Source organism: Natrinema gelatinilyticum, assembly GCF_024266705.1.
GTDB lineage: Archaea > Halobacteriota > Halobacteria > Halobacteriales > Natrialbaceae > Natrinema > Natrinema gelatinilyticum.
Genome location: NZ_CP100756.1, coordinates 1,128,974 through 1,143,921, shown reverse-complemented (window position 1 = coordinate 1,143,921; position 14,948 = coordinate 1,128,974). Strand labels below are relative to the sequence as shown.

The 14,948-nt window shown below is 62.8% G+C and carries 13 protein-coding genes; 5 read left to right on the top strand and 8 right to left on the bottom strand.

Translation table 11 applies throughout. From position 1 onward, the window contains the following. Window positions 1-57: 57 nt before the first annotated feature. From pdhA to NJU76_RS05555, 3 genes are all read right to left on the bottom strand, one after another. The gene (gene pdhA, locus NJU76_RS05565; RefSeq protein WP_254531802.1) at window positions 58-1,185 is read right to left on the bottom strand and encodes a pyruvate dehydrogenase (acetyl-transferring) E1 component subunit alpha; all 1,128 of its coding nucleotides are present in this window, start codon (window positions 1,183-1,185) and stop codon (window positions 58-60) included. Window positions 1,186-1,303: 118 nt separating this feature from the next. Further along, window positions 1,304-2,395, bottom strand: coding sequence for a CAF17-like 4Fe-4S cluster assembly/insertion protein YgfZ (ygfZ, locus tag NJU76_RS05560; RefSeq protein WP_254531801.1), 1,092 nt, complete (start codon window positions 2,393-2,395; stop codon window positions 1,304-1,306). Window positions 2,396-2,434: 39 nt separating this feature from the next. Further along, window positions 2,435-2,731 (bottom strand): DUF6432 family protein, encoded by a 297-nt coding sequence (locus tag NJU76_RS05555; protein ID WP_254531800.1) that lies wholly within the window; start codon window positions 2,729-2,731, stop codon window positions 2,435-2,437. Window positions 2,732-3,619: 888 nt separating this feature from the next. On the opposite strand from NJU76_RS05555, the gene NJU76_RS05550 reads away from it, so the two are divergent. From NJU76_RS05550 to NJU76_RS05540, 3 genes are all read left to right on the top strand, one after another. Continuing rightward, window positions 3,620-4,606, top strand: coding sequence for a DUF7093 family protein (locus NJU76_RS05550; protein ID WP_254531799.1), 987 nt, complete (start codon window positions 3,620-3,622; stop codon window positions 4,604-4,606). Window positions 4,607-4,915: 309 nt separating this feature from the next. Beyond that, window positions 4,916-5,299: a DUF5611 family protein gene (locus NJU76_RS05545; protein WP_254531798.1), complete on the top strand. Its 384-nt coding sequence runs from the start codon at window positions 4,916-4,918 to the stop codon at window positions 5,297-5,299. A gap of 154 nt (window positions 5,300-5,453) precedes the next feature. Continuing rightward, window positions 5,454-5,642 (top strand): hypothetical protein, encoded by a 189-nt coding sequence (locus tag NJU76_RS05540; protein WP_254532581.1) that lies wholly within the window; start codon window positions 5,454-5,456, stop codon window positions 5,640-5,642. A gap of 183 nt (window positions 5,643-5,825) precedes the next feature. On the opposite strand, the gene NJU76_RS05535 is transcribed toward NJU76_RS05540, so the two are convergent. Continuing rightward, complete coding sequence (locus NJU76_RS05535) at window positions 5,826-7,316, bottom strand: heme-binding protein (RefSeq protein ID WP_254531797.1); 1,491 nt, start codon at window positions 7,314-7,316, stop codon at window positions 5,826-5,828. A gap of 157 nt (window positions 7,317-7,473) precedes the next feature. On the opposite strand from NJU76_RS05535, the gene NJU76_RS05530 reads away from it, so the two are divergent. Further along, the gene (locus NJU76_RS05530; protein ID WP_254531796.1) at window positions 7,474-8,001 is read left to right on the top strand and encodes a PadR family transcriptional regulator; all 528 of its coding nucleotides are present in this window, start codon (window positions 7,474-7,476) and stop codon (window positions 7,999-8,001) included. A 49-nt stretch (window positions 8,002-8,050) separates the two neighbouring features. Here NJU76_RS05530 and NJU76_RS05525 read toward each other — a convergent pair whose 3' ends face one another. The 4 genes from NJU76_RS05525 to NJU76_RS05510 all read right to left on the bottom strand — a co-directional run bounded on the left by NJU76_RS05525 (window position 8,051) and on the right by NJU76_RS05510 (window position 13,610). Continuing rightward, window positions 8,051-9,892, bottom strand: coding sequence for a site-2 protease family protein (locus tag NJU76_RS05525; RefSeq protein ID WP_254531795.1), 1,842 nt, complete (start codon window positions 9,890-9,892; stop codon window positions 8,051-8,053). 65 nt (window positions 9,893-9,957) lie between these two features. Beyond that, window positions 9,958-11,721 (bottom strand): lysine--tRNA ligase, encoded by a 1,764-nt coding sequence (lysS, locus tag NJU76_RS05520; RefSeq protein WP_254531794.1) that lies wholly within the window; start codon window positions 11,719-11,721, stop codon window positions 9,958-9,960. Next, window positions 11,718-12,443 carry a UMP kinase gene (gene pyrH / locus NJU76_RS05515; protein WP_254531793.1) on the bottom strand — a complete coding sequence of 242 codons (726 nt, stop codon included), beginning with the start codon at window positions 12,441-12,443 and terminating at the stop codon, window positions 11,718-11,720. Before pyrH ends, lysS begins: the two co-directional genes overlap by 4 nt. A 120-nt stretch (window positions 12,444-12,563) precedes the next feature. Continuing rightward, entirely contained in the window at window positions 12,564-13,610 is a 1,047-nt protein-coding gene (locus NJU76_RS05510) for a CapA family protein (RefSeq protein WP_254531792.1), read from the bottom strand. A gap of 294 nt (window positions 13,611-13,904) precedes the next feature. On the opposite strand from NJU76_RS05510, the gene NJU76_RS05505 reads away from it, so the two are divergent. Continuing rightward, window positions 13,905-14,747 (top strand): molybdopterin synthase, encoded by an 843-nt coding sequence (locus NJU76_RS05505; protein ID WP_254532580.1) that lies wholly within the window; start codon window positions 13,905-13,907, stop codon window positions 14,745-14,747. Window positions 14,748-14,948: the final 201 nt, after the last annotated feature.

Genomic DNA, 14,948 nt, shown 5'->3' with positions numbered 1-14,948 from the left:
CCGTTGGATAGCCGTTTGCCTGTCTCAGTGTCCGCTTTAATCCGACGGCGACCACGTTCACTCGTCTTCGAGTAACACACTCTCGCCGTGGGCCTCCCGAAGCGCCTCGAGATAGTCGCGCTGTTCCTCGAGCCGCGGGGTCGGCTCTGCGTACGTGTGTTCGAACATCTCGGCCGGATCGGCATCGACGGCCTCTGCACGGTCGACCAGCGTGGCGACCACCGCTGCTATCTCGGTTTCGATCGCGCCGATTCGGTCGTCGTCGAGGACGTCTCGGTTCCGAAGGTAGGCTTCGAACCGGTCGATCGGATCGCGCTGGCGCCAGCGCTCGACCTCCGTTTCGTCCCGGTAGACGTCGGGGTCGTCCGCCGTCGTGTGCGCACCGTAGCGGTACTGGACCGCCTCGATCAGCGTCGGTCGTGGCCGGTCGCTGTTGGACTCGAGAGCGTTCTCACGCGCTGCGCTGGTGACGACGTAGGTTGCGAGCGGGTCCATCCCGTCGACCTGGACGCCGGCGAAGCCGTAGGCGCGGGCTTTCTGGGCGATGGTGACGCTCGCGGTCTGGCGCTCGCGCGGAACCGAGATGGCCCACTGGTTGTTGTTACAGAAAAAGAGCGTCGGCGTGTCGAAGACGCCCGCGATGTTCATCGCCTCGTGGAAGTCTCCCTCGGAGGTCGAGCCGTCGCCGAAGTGGACGACGGTCACGTTCTCGTCGTCGTTCAATTTCGCAGCCCACGACCACCCGACTGCATGGGGGAGGTGGCTCCCGATCGAGATGTTTAGCGGGAAGACGTCGATATCTGCGAGGGCGGCGTTGCCGTCCTCGTGGCCCATCCAGTAGAGCAGGTACTCCCACGGGGCCCCTCGCGCGACGATCGCCCCGTGTTCCCGGTACTGGAAGGAGAGCATGTCGTCGCTCGCAAGCGCGTACGTCGAGCCGATCTGGGATCCCTCCTGACCGGCCAGCGAGGCGTACGTCCCGAGTCGGCCCTGTCGCTGGAGGCTGATCATCCGCTCGTCGAACCGCCGGCAAAACCGCATATCCCGGTACATCGACCGCAGGGTCTCTGGCTCGAGGTCCGGTTCCAGGCCGGGAGCGACGACAGTTCCGTCGGCGTCGAGTACCCGGATCCGATCGTCCGGTTCGCGCTCGAGGAGGTCACGCTCGAGGACGTCTCCTGACATGCATCGACGGTTGGACTCCGAACGTATAAGCATAGCTTCCAAATGCGCTTGTCCCCGTACGATCGGTCAGTGCACGACGCCCGTCAGCGTCCTTCGGTGCCGAGTCGAGACAAGCGGGCTACTGGTACTCGGGAAGTCGATCCGACAGATCCGACCCCTCGACGAACGGCAGCTCCGTCCGGGTCGCGGTCACTTCGTCGCCGTCGACCCGGACCGTCAGGTCGTCGCTCTCGAGGCCATAGTCGACGAGTGCGAGCGCGATGATCTCCTCTCGGAGCGGGCTCTCGCCGGCGCGAGTCACCGCACCGACCGATACGTCGCCGTCGAAGATGGCCGCGCCCACGTCGGGAACCGCAGTCCCGTCGACTGTCAGCCCGACGAGTCGGCGGCTGGGCTGGCCGCGATTCTCGACGCGAGAGACGACCTCTTGCCCGACGTAACAGCCCTTCTCGAAGTCGAGCGCATTGCGCAGGCCGAGGACGTTGGGGAGCGTCCCCTCGAGTTCGGTCTGAAAGAGCGGCGTGCCAGCCTCGAGTGCTAGGCTCTCGAACGTTCGATAGCCGAAGGGCGCAGCGTTCAGTCCCTGCGTGAGTAGCGTGTTATACACGGCCTCGGCGTCCGCAGCGGCGCAGATCACGTCGTAGCTTTCCTCGCCGGTGAGGGCGTCGGTTCGGATGACGGTGACGCCCTCGTCGCCCATCGTCCCGCGAACGAACGAATAGCGTTCGTCGGGCGAGGCGGCGCCGTTGAGGACGCTCGCGATCTTTTCGGTCGCCTGTGGGCCGTGGACGCCGAAGACCCCGTAGTCGTCCGTCGCGACGTGGATGTCGACGTCCTGAATGAACACCTTCTCCGACCACTCCTCGGCGAGCGCCGCTGCGGATCCGGGCTGTGTGAAGAGGAGGAGCCGCTCGCCCGCGTTATAGACGTACAGCTCCACTTCGATCCCGCCCTGTGGATCGAGGACGAGCGCGTAACACCCTCGTCCGTCCGTCCTCGGAACCCGATTCGACACCACATTGTCGACGTACTCGAGGCGGTCTTCCCCCTCGATGACGATCACGCCGTAGGCCATCTCGAGCAGACCGACGCCGTTGCGAACGGCGCGGTGGGTCCGTTCCGGTCGACCGTAGTGTTCGACGATCGTTCTGTCGGCGCGCTCGCCGAACGTGGCCCCCTGATCCGCGTGGACGGACTCGATGACACTCATGGATACACTCTTGGGCCTGAGGGTCTCAGGCGTTTCGATTCAAAAAGGTAGCCGTTCGCGGATCCAGTCCACGATCGATTGCTCGTCGTTTTCGTCGCTCGGTTGCTCCGGCACGACCCGCTCGTCGGGTTTGATCACCGTCTCGTTGCCGGGATCGACGACGATCAGGTCGTCTTCTTTGAGCGTCGACAGGGCCTCTTCGAGTTCGTCGATGTCGACCTCGACGGCCGCCCGGAGTTCGAAGACGGTCATCCCGTCGTCGGCGCGATCGACCAGCGCGTCGAGTACCGCCACCTCCGTCCCCTCTCGGTTCCGGTACTCCCGCTTTGCTCTCATCCGTATGCCCATTCGACCACCTGGGATTTGACGTTTGTCGTTCGACAATCGATGCGCTCTCAATCGGCGTCCGTGACCTGGTACAACGCTCAGAGTGACAGTCGGTGAAACGCGTCGATGCCGAGAGTCCGTTTGATTATATATTGTGCGTTTTGTCACCAGAGACGGATGTCCATCGACACGGACCTCTTACCTGCTCTGTATCCGTTCTACTCACGAGTTTTCGGTGATTCCGGCTCTCGCGGTCCTGCACGCTCCGTTCGACGCGGGAGTGCATACGCAGGACGTATACCTCGCCCTGCTCGAACAAGTCGCTCAGCTCTTCAGTCGTCTCTGCCATGCCGAGACCGGGTGATCGCAGTCCGAAGGCAGCCCAGATGGGTCGCTTTTGGCACCACGCATTGTGGAGGAAGCGCCGACGTCCAACGGGTCCCGCCGAAAACCGGTAATCGTATTACTTCGCTATCTCCTCGACGGCCTCGTCTGGGCTATTGAGACTTCGGTTCTCTCGCAGACGGATCCATACCTTCCCTCGAGACCGATTCCGTCTCGATATTCAAAGCGTGGTTCGTATACACTCCTGAACGTTGGGCGTTCCCCTGCCGACTCGTTCGGGAACGACCGCGTGCTCTGCTTTTCCGTTCCACGTTCGATGGTGACGAGTCGAGCACTCACTCCACATCTGTCCATCGGACTACCCGCGATACTATCAATTATCGTTTGAATATTCACGATGGGAGTGGCGTTGGTATCGGCGGCGACCACGTGGGGAACAAAGAAAGATAGAATTTCACAAATATGTCTGATTTTATAGGTGTGTCAGACAGATGTAAATATTGATAGAACTGACAGTACGTTTTTTATGGACAGACTCGGTACAGTAGGACCATGGTCCTGCGATGTTCGCTGCTCGGACACGACTACGGCGAACCCGACGTCGAAAGCGAGCGCGAAGAACGGGGCAGTGAAGTCGTCGTTACCGTCCAGGAGTACGAGGAGTGTTCCCGCTGTGGCGAGAAACACGTCCTCAGCGAGAACACCGAAGTGACGAGCCTCACGACCAAGACGGACGCTGGCGCACTCCCCCACGACCCCGATCCAGACGTATCGACACTCGAGACAGACACGACCGAGAACGACGAGACCACGGACGCCGAAATCGTCGACGAGGACGTCGAAATCATCGATGCGAATGTCCCGAGCGGTGCGACAGTCGATGCCGGCGATACTCGAGCCGTCGACGCGGACGCTCCGGAAACGGAACCGTCGACCGCTGCAACGGCGGATTCGGACGTCGAGATCGACCTCCCGACCGACGAGAACGGCGACCCAGTCACCGACGACGGCGAAATCCTCGAGGATGGCCCCGAACTCGACCGGGACCGCGATCACGGCGAATGGCCCGATTCGGACGATGTCGGGCCGCCGATCGGTGCGGAGTCGGAACCCGCCGAATGGCCAGACACGGACGAGGCTGATCTCGAATCCGATACCGGATACGGGGACCTCGGCCCGGACGAACCCGTAGACGATGCCATCATCCTCGAAAACGACTCATCGTCAGGTGGCGTCGACGTCGGTTCCGCCGTCGACGGATCGTCCGCGGCCGTGACCGACGCCGGGTCGGTGACGGCGGAGCCCATCGCCGAGAGCCACACAGCCACCGAATCCGATCCCACGACCGGACTGGATACCGGCATCGAACGAGCCCAATCGGCACCGACACCGACCGAAAGCGCGAGTACGTCCGACGCCGACGTCCCGGCCGAATTCTACTGCCCGCAATGTGACTTCGTCGCCGGCGACAACCGTGGCTCGCTGCGCGCAGGCGACATTTGTCCCGAGTGTCGGAAGGGCTATCTCAGCGAACGGTAACAGTAGCGCGGCGCCTCGCTCGAGTCTGTCCGAGCGCAGGTCGTCCCTTTCCGCTTTCACTGTCCCATCTCACTGTTCCGGTAGTCGGTCACTCCCCTGCTCGGTACGCCAGTGACCCACTCTCGCTCTGCGTTCGGACCGCTCTCCCTCCGACCTCGCCGCTACTCCGGCGGTCGTTCCCGCCCTGCCGACCGTCGATCGATCGCCCGCATGCTCGCGATGCCGATCGATTCTGCCTTCAAAACAAATCAGTCACCCGAAACGTTGGCTATGAAAAGAGGTAAACACTCCCCCGTGTTTTTTCGATCCATGAAGGAGTACAAGATGCGTCGCGGTGAATATCTCGAGGAACGGATTCCCGACATGGAAGCGACAGTCGAGGACTACTTCGGTTCCATCACGGGGACCCAGGAATTCAAGGGCAGCGACCTCTACCTGATCGAGGAGCCTGACAACCCCGTCTTCGAGAAAATCGTCGTCGGAGCCGTCGAGTACTCTGGCAAGAAGGACAAACTTGCCGTCGAATTCCACGAACGCGATCCGACCGAACTCGGCCCCGACGAACTCGAGGCCGCCGGCGAAGCCGTCGACGCGAAAAACGACTTTCTGCTCGAGGCGACAGGTCGCGACGCCAAATCCCGTCGCGACTCGATGAAACGCAAGGTCGAAGACGACACGGATACCGACTTCTAACGACTGTTCCGGTAACGGGCTCGCCCACACCCGAGTCAGTCGACTCACGGTGAGTGCGGTGAGCCGCCTTCCCGGCCACGGCACCGACTGTCCACGCTCTGGCTACGAGCATCGCTTCGTAACGGCTTTCGCTGCCGCGTCCAATGCGTTGCTCATGGAGTTCCAGTCGTTTCTCGTCGCAACGATCGTCGCCCACATCGGGCTCGCGAGCTTCGTCACCGTCCACGCCTTCGCGACCGATCGCGATGCCGGCAAGTGGCCGTTCGTCACGCTGGCGTTCGGGCTGGCCGGTATCGCCGCGTACTTTTTCTACGACGAGCCGTCAGCGTCCGGACGTATCTAAGACCCGGATTGGCGAGAAAACGCAGCCTCGAGCGCGCGGCATAGTTCGAGGTGGAGCCTCCGACGTTGGATGGTGAACGTCGAGAGTCATCAGTAGATTGCCAGCGACTGATTGCAGGGGGTCAGCGTCAACGCCCTCTCACGGACTGAGGCGCGTATGCGCCGAGAGGGTAGAACGGGCCGTCTACGCGAGGAAGACGTGTCGCGGCCGGTCCGCGAGGATGTCGCGGCCGAACTCGACGGTTTCCGAGAAGGCGTCGCTTCGGAAGAACTGCATGGCGTCCTCGCGGGAGTCCCAGCGACTGGCGATGAACATGTCGTTTTCGTCCTCACGGTTTTCCAGCAGGTTCGTCTTTCGGTGGCCGTCCATGTCCGCGAGGAGGCTGCCCGCGTCCTCGAAGGTACCGAGAAAGTCGCCGCGGTGAGCCGGTTCAACGGTGTAAAACATTCCCATCGTCCCCCACGAATCCGTCTCGTCGTCACCCGCCTGGCGGACGATGTCGGGGAGGTCGGCGAGGAACCCGGCGGCCGTGTTCGCGGCCCGTTCGGTTTCCCAGAGGCTGACGATGGCGGTTTCGCTTTCACCGTCTCGTGGCTCGTACACCGCGGTCTTTACGTGTGTATCGTAGTGGTCGAAATTCGTGCGTAGACCGTCGACCTCCTCGAACAGCTCGTCGGCGTCGGCAGCGGAGTAGAGCACGACGGCGTGGACGTCCTCGCCGTGGGGCTGACCCGCGTAGACGCCCAGTTCCTCGAGTTCGCTGCGGACGTCCGCTTCGCCGTCGCTGGCGTCATCTCTGTGGTGACCGCCAGACTCCTCGTCACTGTCGCGGTGGTGGTGGTGGCCTTCGGATTCACCGCTTGCACCGGGATGGCCCCCCTCGTCTTCCCGCGGGATTCGTTCGCCCGCGAGGAACGCGTCGAGGTCGGCCGGCGGGAACCGACGGGCTGAGAGGAACCGCCCGAATTCGGCGAAGCGCGAACTCGAGGGATCGAAGCGCATTTCGTAGAGGAGTTCTTTCACGTCGGTCGGATCGTCGCCGAACAAGGTGATTCCCCACTCGAAGTCGTCGAGTCCGACGCTGCCGGAGATGATCTGGGTGACACGGCCGGCGTAGTCCTTACCAATCTCGCCGTGGTTCGAGAGGTACTCAGCGCGTTCGTCGAAGGGCAGTTCGTACCAGTTGTGGTCGGGACCGCGACGCTTGCTCATCGGGTAGAAGGAGAGAAATTCGCTGTCCGGAAGGTCAGGCTTGAGCCGCGACTCGATGTACCGTGCGATGCCGCTGTCTTCGACCTCCGCGTCCTCGTCGAAATACTCCTCGGACATGTACCCCGAAACCTCCGTCACGGAGAGATAGGAGTCTGCACGGTCGGTAAACTCGGCGAGTGCGGTGTGTTCGAAGCGCCGTTCAAGGGTGTCGATGTCGGAAAGCGTCGGCCGTAAGTGGAGGACGAGTACGTCCGCCTTGTGGCCCAGGACTGCGAACGTCGCGGACTCCCCTTCGTCGGCGTCGTCGACGGCCTCACAGGCCGCGAGGTAATCGATTCCTTCGTCGATCGCCTGCGAGCGTTGCCGCTCCGGGGCCGCTCGCCAGGCGTCCCAATCGATCGACCGGAAGTCGTGTAGAACGTACCAGCCCTCTTCGGTCTGTGGCGGTCGCCGTCGTTCCATAGCGGGGGTTGGGCAGGCGAGATTAAGAAGGGCCGGGTTTCGACTCGATGCCCCCCGGCGATACCGCCTGCGATTCGTCTGCAGGCGCGGCGGTCAACCTGCCGATTCGGCCGGTGTCCGAAACCCTTTACCATCGCCCGTTTTATCCACGGGATATATGCGGAAAAGTGGGCCGCCGAAAGGACTCATCGCCTATCTCGTCCTCGAACTCCTCGAGGAGAAACCGCGGTACGGCTACGAAATCCTCAAGGAAATCCGTGAAATCAGCGGCGGTCACTGGGAGCCGTCCTACGGGTCGGTGTATCCGATACTCTACAAATTCGAGGAGGAAGGGTGGGCAGAACGAATCGAACGCGAGGACGAACCCGACAGAAAATATTTCGAACTCACGCAACAAGGCTACACGGAACTCGAGAAGCGTCGTGAGAGCAGCTGTGAGAAAGCGAGCGATTTCGGCGACGTTATCCTCGGCTTTTTCCACGTGTACGCAGCCTTCTCGACGGACGACCGCTTCGACATTTGCGAGATGGAAGGCGAGTGGCGATTTGACGAGGAGTTCAGCCGGTGGGTCGTCGAACAGGTCGTCCGTCACCACGAACACTATTTCGACACCGAATTCGACCGCCTCAGGGAGACGCCCGAGGAGTTCTACGACCGCCACGGAATCGATCCGGACGGGGCATAGTTCCGCTCTCCCCCTCTTTACTCTTCGGCCAAGAAATACGACTGCGACGTTATCCGCCGATGAGTTGTGGTCCGAACAGCATCAGGAAGAAGCTCACGAGCATGGTCACTCCGACGGTCGTCGTTACCACGCGGACCATCCCGCGGGTCGCAGTAATCGGCAACCGTGAGATGACAGCCTCGGTACTGGTTCGGAGGATGTGTCCGCCGTCGAGGGGGAACGCCGGAATGCAGTTGAAAAAGCCGAGTTGGACGTTGATCCAGCCGGTCCAGAACAACATGTTCGCGACGATGAAGACGGGTCTGTCTCCGAGCGCGCCGAGGAGGCCCTGTACCTCGTAGAAGTTCTGAATTCCTCCCGTGAAGCCGGCGAAATTGAACGGCAAGATGCCAATGACGCCGACTATCGGCAGGAACAGCGCAACCCCGATCCGGCCGAGGAACGTGTCAGTGATCGGTCCGAACGGTGTTTCGCCGGTTCCGCCGAGCAACGACAGGTACGCTGCTGCCGGATAGAGCTGCACGCCGATGTCGCTCACCGTGACGCCGGAGGCACCCTGATACCCCCGGATACCGAGAAATCCGCTGTCGGCTTGCGGGTGCGCGTCGAGCGTCACCGTGTACTGCTCTCGGTCGTCGCCGAAGTAACCCGCCACCGTGACCTCTTGACCGGGTTCGCTGTCCTCGAGGCGCGAACTGAGTTCGTCGTAGTCGTGAATCCGCTCGCCGTCGAAGTGGGTAATGACGAACGTTTCGTCGGTCGGGCCGGTCGCCCCCTCGAGCGGTTCGCCGTCGGCGACCGAGACCGCTGCGCCGATCGCGACCTCACGTTCGACCTGCTCGTCGCCGTCTGTGGGTTCGATCGTCAGCGTAACACGTTCGCTGTCGCCGACAGCAGCGAAGAAGCCGCGCTCGGTCGCGATACGCTGACCGTCGACTGCACGGATTTTGTCGCCGGCCGAGAGCTGCGTCGGCCCGTCGTCCATCGCTGCAGTCACGAGCAGCGCCCGATCGACCGTTACCGTCCGCTCGCCGTTGAGTTCGACGGACACCTGTTCGCCGTCGGTCGACTCGAGTCGCGTCGCGAGGTCGTCGTTCCCCGCGACCGCTGTCCCGTTGATCGCGGTTATCCGATCGTTCGGTTCGATTCCGGCATCGGCGGCTGGGGAGTCGGGTGCGACGCCGCCGACGGCGGCCCCGGGTGCGACGGCGATCGAGCCAGCGATCGGTCCGAAGAGCAGGGCGAAGACGAGGAGCGTGACCGCGAAATTGTTCGTGACGCCCGCGGCGAACATCCGCGTTTGACCGCCTCGAGACGCCGACTTGCTGCTCTCTTGGTCGGGCTCGACGAACGCCCCGATGGGGAGGACAGCGAGCATCGCGATTCCCATCGAGTCGATATCGATATCCTCGACGCGACAGAGCAACCCGTGACCGCCCTCGTGAACGACGAGCCCGACGAGCAGCCCGAAGACGATTCCAGGTGTCGCCGAAAGCGGGAGGAAATCGTTGATTCCCGGGATGACGAGGACGTTGCGCGGTTGCCGAACCGCCGAGCTCGCCGGCTGCGGCGAGGAGAGCATCGTCATGGCCGCCTGTAAGAGAAACAGGAACATACCCACCATCACGACGAGGGCGATACCGACACCGATATTCGACCACGCTCGCCAGAACCGCTTCGGGCGAGCGAGCCTGTCGAGCAATTCTCGTCCGCGCTTCGTGTGGAAGGTCAGGATCGGTCCCTGGGTGCCGACGTAGTCTGGCAACCGGCCGCTGTTCTGAAGCGCGATGACGGCGACCCAGTAGCCCAAGAGACCGAGGAGCACCCACGTGAGGAGTTCCGAGCCGTATAGTTCGGGGGGCGAGACGACAGCGAGGGAGCCGTAGTCCATCGGTACTATCTCAGGGTGGCGGTCTCAAATGGTTTTTGTCTACGCGCCCTGGTCGTCGACGCGTTTCATCGCTCCCGTCGGAGTCGCGCGACGACGAACTCTCGATCGACCTTGGCGAGGAAGGGGCCGAGCTTCGGCCCCTGTTCGTCGTCGAAAAACAGCCGGTACCCCGCTCCGAAGAAGTCGCCGACGCCGACGTCGTGGCGCTTTGCTGTCTCGTATATCTCGCCCTGGATCTCGTCAGGCTCGTGGCCTTCCTCGATGAAATCGGCCAGTTCTTCCAGTGCGGTTTCCGTGTTCGCGTCGAATTCGTGAGCCGGAATCTCGGTTCGTTTGAGTTCGTAATCGAACTCGTTTTCGGTCCGGCGGGCCCAGTTGCGGGCCTGCTCGACGCGGTCGAGCGCCCCTTCGACGGCCCATCCCGGGGCATCGTCGGGGATGTGGCCCTCGCGACGGGCGATCTCCTCGCGCAGGTCGGGATCGTCGGTCATTCCGAGCACCGCAGCGAAGGTGTAGGGAAGCCGAATCCGCTCTTCTCGAGGGTCTTCGACCACGAACGGATAGACTCGCTCGGCGAAGGCGATTTCGTCCTCGCTCGCCTCGACCTCGCCGAAGTAAATCGCCTCGAATCGGTCGAACTCGTCGACCAGCTGGTCGAGCCGCTCGATGCTGAAGTCCCGCGCCTTCGAGGGGTCCTTCGCGAAGAAATACCGCAGGACGTTTGGCTCGAGCAACTCGAGGACGTCCGAGACGAGGATGACGTTCCCCTCCGAGGAGGAGAACGGCTCGCCCTCGAGCGTGAACCACTCGTAGACCATCGGCACTGGCGGCTCGATTTCGAGGACGGTACGTGCGATGTCCTGGCCGCTGGGCCAGGAGCCCTCGGCGTGGTCCTTTCCGAAGGGCTCGAAGTCGACGTCGAGCAACTGCCACTGCGCGGGCCACTCGAAGCGCCAGGGGAGTTTTCCCTCGCGCAGTGTCGCGGTTCCTTCGTGGCCGCAGCCGTCGATAGTGCGGTCGCCGGCATCCAGATCGGTGCACTTGTAGTCGACGGTCGGTGCCTCGCTCGTCTCGCGGTTCGCTTCGCTCCCCGTTCGACTGTCCGAGGCGCTTCGCGCCTCGCTTTCTACGTCGACGCCGGTCACCGTCTCGGTGATCTTCCCGCACTCCTCACAGATCGGGTTGAACGGGACGTAGTCTTCGTCGACTTTGTCCTGGTACTGCGAGAGGACCTCTCGTGCGCGATCACGGTGCTCGAGGATGAATCGAGTCACGTCCTCGAATTCGCCGGACTCGTAGAGTTCGGTGTTGGAGACGAGGTCGATCGGGACGTCGACGGCGTCGGCGCTGTCCTGGATGATGTTCGAGAAGTGGTCGCCGTAGGAGTCACAGCAGCCGAACGGGTCCGGGATGTCGGTGTAGGGCGCGCCGAGGTTCCGACCGAGAGCGCCGGCGTCGACGTCTCCGAGGTCGACGAGGTTCCCATCGAGGTCACAGAGGGTGCGGGGAAGCTTTCGCAAGGGATCGCGGTCGTCAGCGGTGAAAACCTGTCTGACGTCGTATCCCCGGTCTCGAAGCACCTCGGCGACGAAGTAGCCGCGCATGATCTCGTTGACGTTGCCCAGGTGAGGGACGCCCGAGGGCGAAATGCCGCCCTTGACGACGATCGGTTCCTCGGGATTCCGTTCTTCTATCCGGTCAGCGACCGTATCTGCCCAGAACGCGTGTCGTGTCTCGCCGGCAGCATCCTGCTGGAGGGTGTAGGGGCTGATCGCGTCCGAATCCGAGACGGTCGCTGAATCGTCCGTCGGGTCGCCGTCGGAACTCATTGCTCGTCGCGTGCCCAGTAGGTCGGCTCCGCACCGACACCGTCGGGAACGATATCGGTGCCGTCGTGTTCGCCGTGGCGGACCGCACGGGCGATCCGATCGGGATCGGTGCCGTCGAGGACGATTGTGCGCATCCCCGAGCGCTCGATGATCTTCGCCGCCAGCAAATCCACCGGCGCGGATGCACCGGCGTTCATCTCGAGGCCGGCGATAACGTCGACGAGTTCCGTGGCGGAGAGTTCGTCGTACTTGATGGCGTCGTCGGTCTCGTTCGGATCGTCGCTGTAGACGCCGGGGACACTCGTGGCGTAGATGAGCAGGTCAGCGTCGATGTACTCCGCGAGGGCGGCCCCGACGGCGTCGGTGGTCTGTGCCGGTGCCACCCCGCCCATGACGCAGACGTCGTCGCGACGGAGCGCCTCGCTGGCCTCTTCGTAATCCTTCGCTGGGGCCGTGACCGATTCCTCGCCGAGCCCGGCGATGAGAAGCCGGGCGTTCAGCCGCGTGACGTCGATTCCCAGCTGATCGAGTTCGATTTCGTTCGCCCCGAGTTCGCGAGCGGCCGCGATGTATTCGCGGGCGACGCCGCCACCCCCGACGACGGCGCCGATTCGACATCCGTCCGAGGCGAGGTCTTCGATAACGGCAGCGTGCTCGGCGACCCGATCACCGCCGGGTTCGGGTACGAGGACGCTTCCGCCGATAGAGACGACCACTTTCATACTATCCCGGTGTAACGGAGTTGCTATCTTAAGGGTTGCCAACTGGCCGGACGGCGTGGTGACACACTGCTTGCGCGATGGATCAGCAATCGGTCGATTCGGATCGGACCTTCCCGTTGATTATGCCTCGTCATTCTCCTCGAGTGACAGGACGAGCGCCTCGCCGTCCCGTTCGAATTCGGTGCCGAATTGGGCTGATAGCCCGCGCATTCGGTCGCGTGACCACTCAGCGACCGCCGGTCTCGCCTCGGCGACCGAACAGTCGTCTATCTCGGTCGGGTGGAGTCGGAGCTCCGTCGGCCGGCCGTCCGAGGCCACCGTAAGCACGAACAGGAAGCTCCGATCGTTTCGCAACTCGAGGTCGACCCTGTAATCGTCGACGAAGTCGCCCGCGTCGTAGACGATCGGGCGGCCCTCGTGGACCTCGATCCCGTGAAAGACGTGGGCGCTGTGACCGTGGACGACGTCGACCCCCTCCTCGATCAGCCACCGGCTGAACCGCCGGAACGCGTCCGGGGGTTCCGTGACCATGTTCGGCCCCCAGTGGAGGGAGGCGATAAGGAGATCCGGATCAGCGTCGCGTGCGCGATCGAGCGCTTCTCGCGTGCGCTGTTGGGTTTGTGCATCGTCGACGTCGATTTCGATCCAGGCCGTCCCCGGCGAGTTCTCGTCGGCGGCGTACTCTGGCGTGTTATCGGTGAACGACACCAATGCAACGTCGACCGCGCGAGCAGTGTCGCCCTTCGTTGCGCCGCGTTCGATTTGATCTATCGTCCAAACCGCGGGCGCCAGTGCGTCGTCGATCGTTTCTCCCGCACCAGCGTGGCCGATTCCCGCTTCGTCGAGGGCGTCGAGCGTATCCCGGAGCGCCACTTCCTCGTAATCTAACACGTGATTGTTCGCTAGCGCACAGGCGTCGACGTCGGCGCGCTCAAGTGCGGGAACGGCCCAGTCGGGGTCGGCCCGGAAGTGAAACGGTCGATACGTCCGCTGCCACTGTCGACCTCGCGTCGAGAGACAGCACTCGAGGTTGAGTACCAGCCCGTCCAGCTCGCGCAGTCGTTCGAGGACCGTTCCCCAGACGGCGTCGACGGAACGGCGGCGCTGGTGGTCGTCGACGAGTCGCCCGAGCATGACGTCGCCCGTAAAGCCGATTCGAAGGGACATATCGAACGTTCGCTCCGTAGGTGCAAAATCCCGTGCTCCCGTCGACGGGGGCACGTAGTCCGATGAATGGGGCCCCTTCGATCGGGGTCGTGACGACACCCCGAGCGGGAATCGGTAGAGCGTGAACCGCCTCGGGGCTTGACTCCGAGGGGCTCGCCTCGTCCATCTGTAGACCGAACGGGACGCAGCCAGGCACAGATCGATCGAGTCGCGACGGAGTACGAGTACCAGGACGCGTCGGACGCGGGCTGGCTCGGCGACAGCTACAAAGTCGAACCAGCCCATGGGTTACGTATGCACGTACTCGGTATCCGCGACGGTGGTGCGGCCGGCGACACCATAGAGCGGGTCGTCGACCAGACCATCGATCGGCTCTCGGAGCGAGGGAAGGTGGGCGTTGTTAGGTACGACGCGACGATCGCAGACGGCACGCAGGTCCGAAAATCGATGGGCGGCGACGTCACGTACGAACTCGGTGCGGATGGGGATTGGACCGCGTCCGGTACCGGGCTAACCGTCGGCGATGCGATAGACCGCCTCGTGACGGATTGCGCCTATGCGGTCGTCGTCGGCGTCTCCGGGTTGCGATACCCGTCGATCGTGGTAGGACCCGGCAAAGACGGATCGGACGTCGAAATCGACCCCGACGAGGACGTCATCGCGACCGTCGAGACCCCGAGCGAACTCGCGGACGTCCCGCTCGTACGGCACCTCGAGTCGGCGGAACCCCACGAGACTCTCGAATCGATAGTGGCTCGCGTCAAACGGTCGCAGTCGGCAGACCGGGCCGGTGCGATTGCGACCTTCACCGGACGGGTCCGCGGGAAAGAAAGCGAGGACGATGCGCGCACCCAGTATCTCGAGTTCGACAAGTACGAGGGAATCGCCGACGAACGCATGGCGGCTCTGGAAGCGGACCTCGAGGCGCGAGACGGCGTCTTCGACGTCGAACTCCATCACCGGACCGGTGTCGTCGCGGACGGTGAGGACATCGTCTTCGTCGTCGTCCTCGCAGGCCACCGCGAGGAGGCGTTCCGGACCGTCGAGGATGGAATCAATCGTCTAAAAGACGAAGTACCACTGTTCAAGAAGGAAGTGACCGTCGAGGACGAGTTCTGGGTCCACGACCGACCGTGACTGTTATATCCGTTCATTGAACGCCCTCAATTTACGAAACAGTCAAGAAAGAAGAAAGTATAACGATTGAGAAGAAACCACCTGTGATAATAAGTTATCTGCGGTTTTAAAACGCCTCGAGCCCTCTCGAACTGCGGTTAATAACAGTTTGAACCTGAATAAAAGCCAATTACCAGCAAGTTAGCTGAACACAATTGAAAC

Excerpts from the sequence above, each read along its gene's own strand:
- pdhA (WP_254531802.1), bottom strand. The coding sequence starts at position 1,185 with ATGTCAGGAGACGTCCTCGAGCGTGACCTCCTCGAGCGCGAACCGGAC.
- ygfZ (WP_254531801.1), bottom strand. The coding sequence starts at position 2,395 with ATGAGTGTCATCGAGTCCGTCCACGCGGATCAGGGGGCCACGTTCGGC.
- NJU76_RS05555 (WP_254531800.1), bottom strand. The coding sequence starts at position 2,731 with ATGAGAGCAAAGCGGGAGTACCGGAACCGAGAGGGGACGGAGGTGGCG.
- NJU76_RS05550 (WP_254531799.1), top strand. The coding sequence starts at position 3,620 with ATGGTCCTGCGATGTTCGCTGCTCGGACACGACTACGGCGAACCCGAC.
- NJU76_RS05545 (WP_254531798.1), top strand. The coding sequence starts at position 4,916 with ATGAAGGAGTACAAGATGCGTCGCGGTGAATATCTCGAGGAACGGATT.
- NJU76_RS05540 (WP_254532581.1), top strand. The coding sequence starts at position 5,454 with ATGGAGTTCCAGTCGTTTCTCGTCGCAACGATCGTCGCCCACATCGGG.
- NJU76_RS05535 (WP_254531797.1), bottom strand. The coding sequence starts at position 7,316 with ATGGAACGACGGCGACCGCCACAGACCGAAGAGGGCTGGTACGTTCTA.
- NJU76_RS05530 (WP_254531796.1), top strand. The coding sequence starts at position 7,474 with ATGCGGAAAAGTGGGCCGCCGAAAGGACTCATCGCCTATCTCGTCCTC.
- NJU76_RS05525 (WP_254531795.1), bottom strand. The coding sequence starts at position 9,892 with ATGGACTACGGCTCCCTCGCTGTCGTCTCGCCCCCCGAACTATACGGC.
- lysS (WP_254531794.1), bottom strand. The coding sequence starts at position 11,721 with ATGAGTTCCGACGGCGACCCGACGGACGATTCAGCGACCGTCTCGGAT.
- pyrH (WP_254531793.1), bottom strand. The coding sequence starts at position 12,443 with ATGAAAGTGGTCGTCTCTATCGGCGGAAGCGTCCTCGTACCCGAACCC.
- NJU76_RS05510 (WP_254531792.1), bottom strand. The coding sequence starts at position 13,610 with ATGTCCCTTCGAATCGGCTTTACGGGCGACGTCATGCTCGGGCGACTC.
- NJU76_RS05505 (WP_254532580.1), top strand. The coding sequence starts at position 13,905 with ATGCACGTACTCGGTATCCGCGACGGTGGTGCGGCCGGCGACACCATA.